5 protein-coding genes are annotated in these 6,798 nt (G+C 65.0%); all 5 read right to left on the bottom strand.

Annotation, left to right across the window (positions count from 1 at the left end; genetic code table 11):
* Positions 1-440: 440 nt before the first annotated feature.
* On the bottom strand, positions 441-1,673 hold the full coding sequence (locus ABFX36_RS03340) for a TniQ family protein (protein ID WP_051999703.1): 1,233 nt from the start codon (positions 1,671-1,673) through the stop codon (positions 441-443).
* The gene (locus ABFX36_RS03335; protein WP_006898166.1) at positions 1,670-2,608 is read right to left on the bottom strand and encodes a TniB family NTP-binding protein; all 939 of its coding nucleotides are present in this window, start codon (positions 2,606-2,608) and stop codon (positions 1,670-1,672) included. Before ABFX36_RS03335 ends, ABFX36_RS03340 begins: the two co-directional genes overlap by 4 nt.
* A gap of 4 nt (positions 2,609-2,612) precedes the next feature.
* Complete coding sequence (locus tag ABFX36_RS03330; protein WP_428832038.1) at positions 2,613-4,256, bottom strand: Mu transposase C-terminal domain-containing protein; 1,644 nt, start codon at positions 4,254-4,256, stop codon at positions 2,613-2,615.
* Between the two features lie 396 nt (positions 4,257-4,652).
* Positions 4,653-5,321 carry an organomercurial lyase MerB gene (gene merB, locus ABFX36_RS03325; RefSeq protein ID WP_006898164.1) on the bottom strand — a complete coding sequence of 223 codons (669 nt, stop codon included), beginning with the start codon at positions 5,319-5,321 and terminating at the stop codon, positions 4,653-4,655.
* Between the two features lie 34 nt (positions 5,322-5,355).
* Complete coding sequence (gene merA, locus ABFX36_RS03320; protein ID WP_006898163.1) at positions 5,356-6,786, bottom strand: mercury(II) reductase; 1,431 nt, start codon at positions 6,784-6,786, stop codon at positions 5,356-5,358.
* Positions 6,787-6,798: the final 12 nt, after the last annotated feature.

Here is a 6,798-nt window from a genome sequence, read left to right as displayed (position 1 = left end):
CATCGGATTCAGTCTCAGCAGAGAAGGACACCCCCCACACTCTGACTGCGACCACCGACAAGCGTGAGACGTCAACGATGTCCCGACGACACGACGTCAAGCATGTCCCGAGCCCTTACACGTCACATCCGGGAACATCGCCACGACACCGGCCGGCGTTCGATCGCCCTTGTTCAGCCGGTCGGACGGTTCGACCATTCACAAGCCGCAGTTCACGTCGCGTAGCGGTCTCCTAGCAACCCGCCGCTTCAGCACTGCAACCTCGAACTATGACGCGCCGGCCGGGGAGCAGTGCTGGCCTGAGGATTCTGACAAGTTAGTGAGAACCCACAGGTGACAAGATCATGAGAAACCCCAGTTCGCGACTGACAAAGAGGATGAGATCCTACAGGCCATCGCCGCGTGTGCGTCGCGGACGACCCCGCTCCATCGGGCGAGAACTACGTCGGCGGATGTTGCAGCGGGATCCCGTGGTCGACGAACAGTCGCACCGTCTCATCCAGCTCCGCTGCGGTGCGGCACCCCCAGCGCAGGAAGTTGTACAACGAACTGGCGGATGCGGGATCGACGCGCGCTGCCTCGATGGCGGCCTCGGCTGCAGCGTGCGCGTCAGCCCATAAATCGCGCTCGGGTGCGGGATAGGACGAGCGCGTCGGAGGTGTCCCGGGATCGACCGGCTCATAGGGTCGTGGGCGCAGCAGAGATGCGTGCGCACCGCCGGCATTGATCTCACCGCTCTCGACCATCGCGATGCCGATCGCTGCGGCCTCGAGGACTTTCGCCTGCTCGTCCCAGTGCAGGTCCTCGAACGGAACCCACGCGGTCCGCAACGGGCGAGAACGACCGGCGGCCCTCCATATCGCAACGAGTCTCGTCGCCCACCGTCCGGTGCGAACCAGTGGCGAGGACACTTCGTCGACGACGGTGCGCAGAAGCCGGAACCACACTGCGGCATGTACCCGGCCTGAGCCGAGTTCCACCCATCCCGTCGTCAGAGCCTCGGTGCTGCGCCGATCGAGGTCCGTGACCGCTGAAGAAACCGGAACGGGCGAGACCCGTTCGTCCGAACCGAACCGGACCTGATCCCAGAAGATCGCATGACCAGGGAAAGCAGAGCAGGGTTCGAGTCGACAACGGTGGTCGAGGCAGCTGCTCAGCACCGGATATTGACGCAGCAGAGTCATGTTGATATCAGCAGTGGATTCGAGGCTGTCGACACATGCCGGGCATGCCCGACTGCGCGGAGTGCTAGCCCACGGCAACCATGCCTCGCTCGTGGGTGTGCGGCGTCGTCGATCCTCCCTCGCGAGGTCGGCCGGTAGCAGGATCGAAAATTGGTGGACGTAGGTGTCGAAGTCGCAGTCGGCGGGGTCGGTGCTGTCGAGCAGCCACGGTGTCCACCCCGCCAACGTCATCATCCGTACCCTCTCTACCGGAACTGCGCCGCGAACGGCCAGCTCGGCAAGTATCGGCTCCGGTGTGTAGCGGTCGAGATCCTCGACAGCACAATCGATATCGAGGTCTGCGAGCAGGTCAGAAGGCCTGATGTGCGGATACAGCTCGCATATCCGGGCCAACCAGGACGAGAGGGCCTCACCTGGCAGTGGCTGCGGGTGCAGCGGCCACGGGCGAACGTACGCATCATCGGGCATAGGTGCGAGCCGCGCGTTCATGCGAGGTGGCGCTCGAACTGGCGGCGGCGCTCCGTGGGGCCGACGTACGGAGTGCGCGTGAGCACCGATGAGGTGATCGCTTCCTCTCCGCTGTCGACGGCGGTCACTGCTGCGGCAGTGAGCAGCGTTGTCAGTTCACCGATGGTGCCCTCGGAGCGAGTGAGGAGGTAGTCGGTCATCTCCGGTGATGTCAGGTGCGAGGGTTTGCGGAGGGAGAAGCTCGTGGTGAAGCTGGCCAGCAGTGATCTGGCGTCGGCCGTGTTGGTCCAGACCGGCAAAGTCATGGGGTGGAATCGGTTCTCCAGCTGAGGATCGGTCCGGATGGCGAGGTAGGCGTCGCGGGTTCCGACGGCGACAAGAGGAATGCGTAGTTCGTTGCCCAGGAATCGCAGCACGTTCAAGAATTCGCGGCGGACGTTGTCGCGGCCGGCGAGAACATTGTGGAGCTCGTCGATGATCAACATCCGTACGCCGGTGGCGCGGAGCAGCATCAATGCTTGCTGTTCGAGTTCGTGGACCCGATTGCGTGGTCGGGTCGGTGTTCCCAACGCTGTGAGCAGTGCGAGGTAGAACCGGCCAGGTGACGGGTCCGGGGGCATCTGCATGCACAACACCGGTATCTGCTCGCGGTCGGACAAGCTGATCGGCGGATGAGTGCGCCGGAACTTTTCGATGATCATCGACTTGCCGTTGTTCGTCGGACCGAGCAACAGTAGGTTCGGCATACGCTGCCGGTCCGGCCACGACAGCAACGTCTCCAGATGGTCGATGACCGTACGAGCCTGCGGATACCCGATCCACCTCTCCGACCGGATCAACCGGATCCGCTCCGCATCGTCGAGTACGGTGAGCGGTCGAACCGACTCCCGCAGGTGCCCCAAACCCTCGCCGGACGACTCGGTGGGTTCGTCGCTGCTTCCCATCGATGCGGTCATCGCCTCACCATTCCTCGATGTCGCTGAAGACCGGCGTTGCGGTGCCGCCGTCCGCTCGAGGCTCCTCCGGCGGGTGAATCGCCGGGATCGGTGCAGACGCGACGCCGGTGAGATGCATACGGCGGGCACGGTTGCGCCGGGCTTTGCGGGTAGCTTTCTGCGAGCGGTCGGTGACCTCGCGCATCTGCTCGATCATCGAAAACAGTGCGCTCTCATCGACGTTCGACCGACCTTGTTCGCGGAGACGAGTGATAGCAGCTCTGTGCTCCCACAGTGTCACCGCGGGATGTGACATCGTCCGATACGGCACCTCGACATAGCCGGCACCCTCTGGTTCGAGGACCCAGATTCTGCTCAAATCGCGTGGGTCACGTCGTATCACGAACCGCCCCAAATCCTCTCGCCGCGCAACCCACGGTTTGAGCGCGTTCGAGAAGTAGTGCACGTGATCGAGAACGAAGCCCGTGCGCGTCAGACGTCGCCGGATGACGGGAAGAAAGTCCACCAGGAACGCGGTTTCGCCGAGCACCACACGAGGGGCATGACCAACTGCGGCGACCGCGCCGGCCCACACGGCGGCCGGAGTGTTCCCGATCCCTGTGTGAACGCTCGCGTGATACGAGGCTATGGCCAGGACCAGCCAGCGCTCCAACTCACGCAATGTCAACGCCGCGTGCTTGTCCGAGTCGTAACTTCCTCGGTCCGCGGGGTTCGAGAAGGTGGTCCCAGGCAGCTCGTGCACCGCCGTCATCGCCGTTCCGATGATGCGTTCGACGATCCCGCCGTAGTGCGGTCGGCCCGGAGGACGGTATTCGAGTGTGATCGCGTGCTGGGCGCATCCGCGACGCAGCGCTTCGCTTTTGAACTCGGAGGCGTTGTCGAGATACAACTGTTTCGGCTTCCCTGCCATCGGCCAGTGCACCTGCTCCGCGAACTCGCATGCCTCCAGCCATGTCTGTTTCTCGCAGCACACGCGGCCCAGGCACAACCCGACCGATATCGACGACGGCGGCTCCAGAGTGACGACGAACCCAAGTACGGAACGGCTGAAGACATCGATGGCGATCGTCAGGTAGGGGCGGCCGATCGGTTGCCGCTCGTACTCGTCAACGACCATCAGATCGACGACGGTGTGGTCGATCTGGACCTGATCGAGAATCCCCGACACCGTCGGTGGACTGTCGCCGGCGGACTGACGTGGGCGGGCGGCATCGGGTCCTCCGCGTGACCTGGCCACCGATGCCGGATGGAGCGCGGCGATACGCGCGGTGACGGTATTTCTGGCCGGCACAGGCAGACCCGCGCGGTGGCACGCCAACGCGATACGTCGATGCAGCGCAGCGACACTGAGCTTCTGACGGTGAAGAAAATATCGGGTGAGATGATCGCCGATCACGTCCTCGACCTCGGCCGTTACTCGGCTGCGGCCACGCCCACCCGACGAGACCTTCGTCAGAAGATCGGTGACTGTCCCCGTCCCGTTCCTGAGCCTGCCGACCAACGTGTAGACCTGCCGCCTGGACAATCCCAACCGCTGCGCGGCATCGTCGACCGCTTCCGAACGCACCGGATGCATCTCCAGCAAGGGAGCCAGGACAGCGAAACGGGTCTCGGCCTGGGACCACCGCTCCCCCGACGCGGTCAGCACACCGGTCTCCACGACGTCGAGCTTGTCAGGGTCCATCACAAGCCTCCCTGTCACCGAGAGCCGAACGTGCGACCGTGCACCGCACTTCTGACATCAGGATGTCAGAAGACCACTGCACTCACCCTCGAAACACCTGCAAAGAGTGCAGCCGTCTTCTGAAATTGACACGACCGAACCTCCCGATGTGAGTCCGGCAGTGTCCGAGAAACGAACGAATGAGAGACGACCCGAAGTGGCGCATAACTATGCAATGGGGGTTGCGAGGCGGTCGGGGTCAGGGTTTTGCTCTGCACATACGACCGAGCCATCGGAGATGGTCACTTCATTCATCAGACGAATCGCGCCGTTCTCCGGGGTTTATCGGAGCTTTCGTGTGCTGCCTCCGCGCGGTAGGTGTCAAGGCGCGGAGTAGGCGTCTTGCGTGACCGAGTCCAGATCAGCGGTGTCGGCCTGCGCCAGCATCGAGGATGCGACGGCGGCGCCGACCCGATGCGCAGCCTCGATGTCCAGGACTTCGCCGTCGGGGTGTGCGTCCAGCCACGGTTGGGCCTCCTCGCGGGAGGCGAAGTAGTGCACCTGGTTGCAGAACGAGGACCGAACGGGGCCGTCGTGGTCCGGGATCAAGAGGGATAGGACGGCGGTGTCGGGCTGCACGGACGTGATCGTGCCGTCGGTGCCTGTCGTCACCCGGACGGAGATCCCGCTGTCTGGGGAGGTCGACTCGATCGTCGCGGCCTTCCCGATCAGTGCCGGAAAGAAGAGAGTGTCCAGCGCGCACCACGTGTATAGCTGCCGCCCCGCCACCGTGAAGCGATGTGGCGTGGGCCGCAGAGTCAGGGCCAGGCCGAGGATGCGGCCGTCGTCGTCGTACTCGGCGTCGGGGACTGAGGACAGTCCCCGCCGGACCGTGTTCTCGCTCCGTCCGCTGGCGGTGGCCAGTTCGGCGATGGTGACGGGCTCGCCCTCGGCCAGCAGCCGCAGGAGCGGCACGAACAGGCTCGGGTCGAGCCCTGACCTGGAGGGGGACAGCAGATAGGCGAGGGTCTTCTCGTCGATGGCGGTCATGTGATTCCTTTGTTTCAGAGGCGGGGTCGCGGGCTCACGCGCAGCAGGAGAGCTTGGTGACGTCGGTGGTGAACGCCTTGCAGGCGATCCGGATGCCCTCGGTCATCGTGAGATACGGGCTCCACGCGGCGGCGACCTGCGCGGTCGTCATTGCCCCCTCGAGGATGTAGACGCCGGCGGCGGCGAGCTCCCCGGCGTCCTTTGCCACAGCGGAGATGCCCAGAATCTGCCCGCTGTCGCTATCGGCGACGACCTTGATGAAGCCTCGGGTGTCCCGGTTGGCCTGCGCCCGCGGGACGAATTCCAGGGGTAGCACCTGGCTAACGCTGGAGATCCCGGCGGACACAGCTTCCTGCTCGGTCATCCCGACCGCCCCGATGGCGGGGCTGGTGAAGGTGACGCGGGGCAAGTTTCGGTAGTCGACCACGGCGACGGTGTCGGTGAACGCGTTCTCCACCGCGAGAGCGCCGTGTGCCGCCGCGACGTACACGAAATCCCACTGTCCGGTCACGTCCCCGGCGGCCCAGACTCGCGGATTGGATGTGGCCAGCCGGGAATCCACCACGATCTCGCCGGACGTGCCGGTCTCCACCCCGACCTGGTTGAGGTTCAGCTCCGCGGTGACGGGCCGTCGCCCCGTGGCCACCAGCAGCTTCGCGGACTGGAAAGTCTCCTGCCCGCCGTCCACTGTTGCGGAGACGACGATCTCTCCGCTGTCCTCGTCGCGTGCCACGGCGTTCACGGCGGCCTGCTGGACCACCCGAATCCCCTCATCGGCGAACACCCCGGCCAACGCCTCGGACGCTTCCGGCTCCTCATGCGAGGCCAGCCGGGAACGGACCAGCATCGTCACTCGGGAGCCCAGCCGGGAGAACAACTGCGCCAGCTCCAGCGCGACGTAGCCCCCGCCCAGAACCAGCAATGTCTCTGGCACTTCGTCCAACTCCATCGCCGTGGTAGACGTCAGATACCCGGCCTCCACCAGTCCCGGAACGTGCGGCACGTGGGGCGCAGAGCCGGTGGCCACGAGGTACTGCTCGGCCTCGATCGTCCGCAGCGCGCCGCCGGGCGAGGCGACCTGGAGCAATGGCGCATCCGGGGTTCCGGTGAACGACGCTTCCCCCTCGACCATGTCCCACCCGTGGATGGCGGCCTGATCGACGTACTTCTCCGCTCGCATGCTCTCAACCAGAGCGTCCTTGCCCTTGATCAGTGCCGGCATGTCCACCGGCCCGGCCGAGGCCGCCACACCAGGGAAGCGGGCCGAGTCCGACGCGACGTGGCGGGCCTCCGCGGCAGCCAAGAGAGCCTTCGACGGCACGCACCCGGTGTTCACGCACGTCCCGCCGATAGTCCCGCGCTCAATCATCACGACACGCTTGCCCAGTCCTGTGGCCCGGATCGCGGCCGCGAAGGCCCCGCCCCCGGAGCCGACAATCGCCAAATCGAACTGCTCGCCGCTCATTCAGACACCTCT

This window comes from Gordonia cholesterolivorans, assembly GCF_039531975.1.
In the GTDB taxonomy this organism is placed as follows: Bacteria; Actinomycetota; Actinomycetes; order Mycobacteriales; family Mycobacteriaceae; genus Gordonia; species Gordonia sihwensis.
The sequence above is the reverse complement of the archived record's forward strand: the minus strand, read 5'-3'. Positions and strand labels throughout refer to the sequence as shown.

Bases quoted from the DNA above. Each gene is read 5' to 3' on its own strand.
- ABFX36_RS03340 (WP_051999703.1), bottom strand. From the start codon at position 1,673: ATGAACGCGCGGCTCGCACCTATGCCCGATGATGCGTACGTTCGCCCG.
- ABFX36_RS03335 (WP_006898166.1), bottom strand. From the start codon at position 2,608: ATGACCGCATCGATGGGAAGCAGCGACGAACCCACCGAGTCGTCCGGC.
- merB (WP_006898164.1), bottom strand. From the start codon at position 5,321: ATGACCGCCATCGACGAGAAGACCCTCGCCTATCTGCTGTCCCCCTCC.
- merA (WP_006898163.1), bottom strand. From the start codon at position 6,786: ATGAGCGGCGAGCAGTTCGATTTGGCGATTGTCGGCTCCGGGGGCGGG.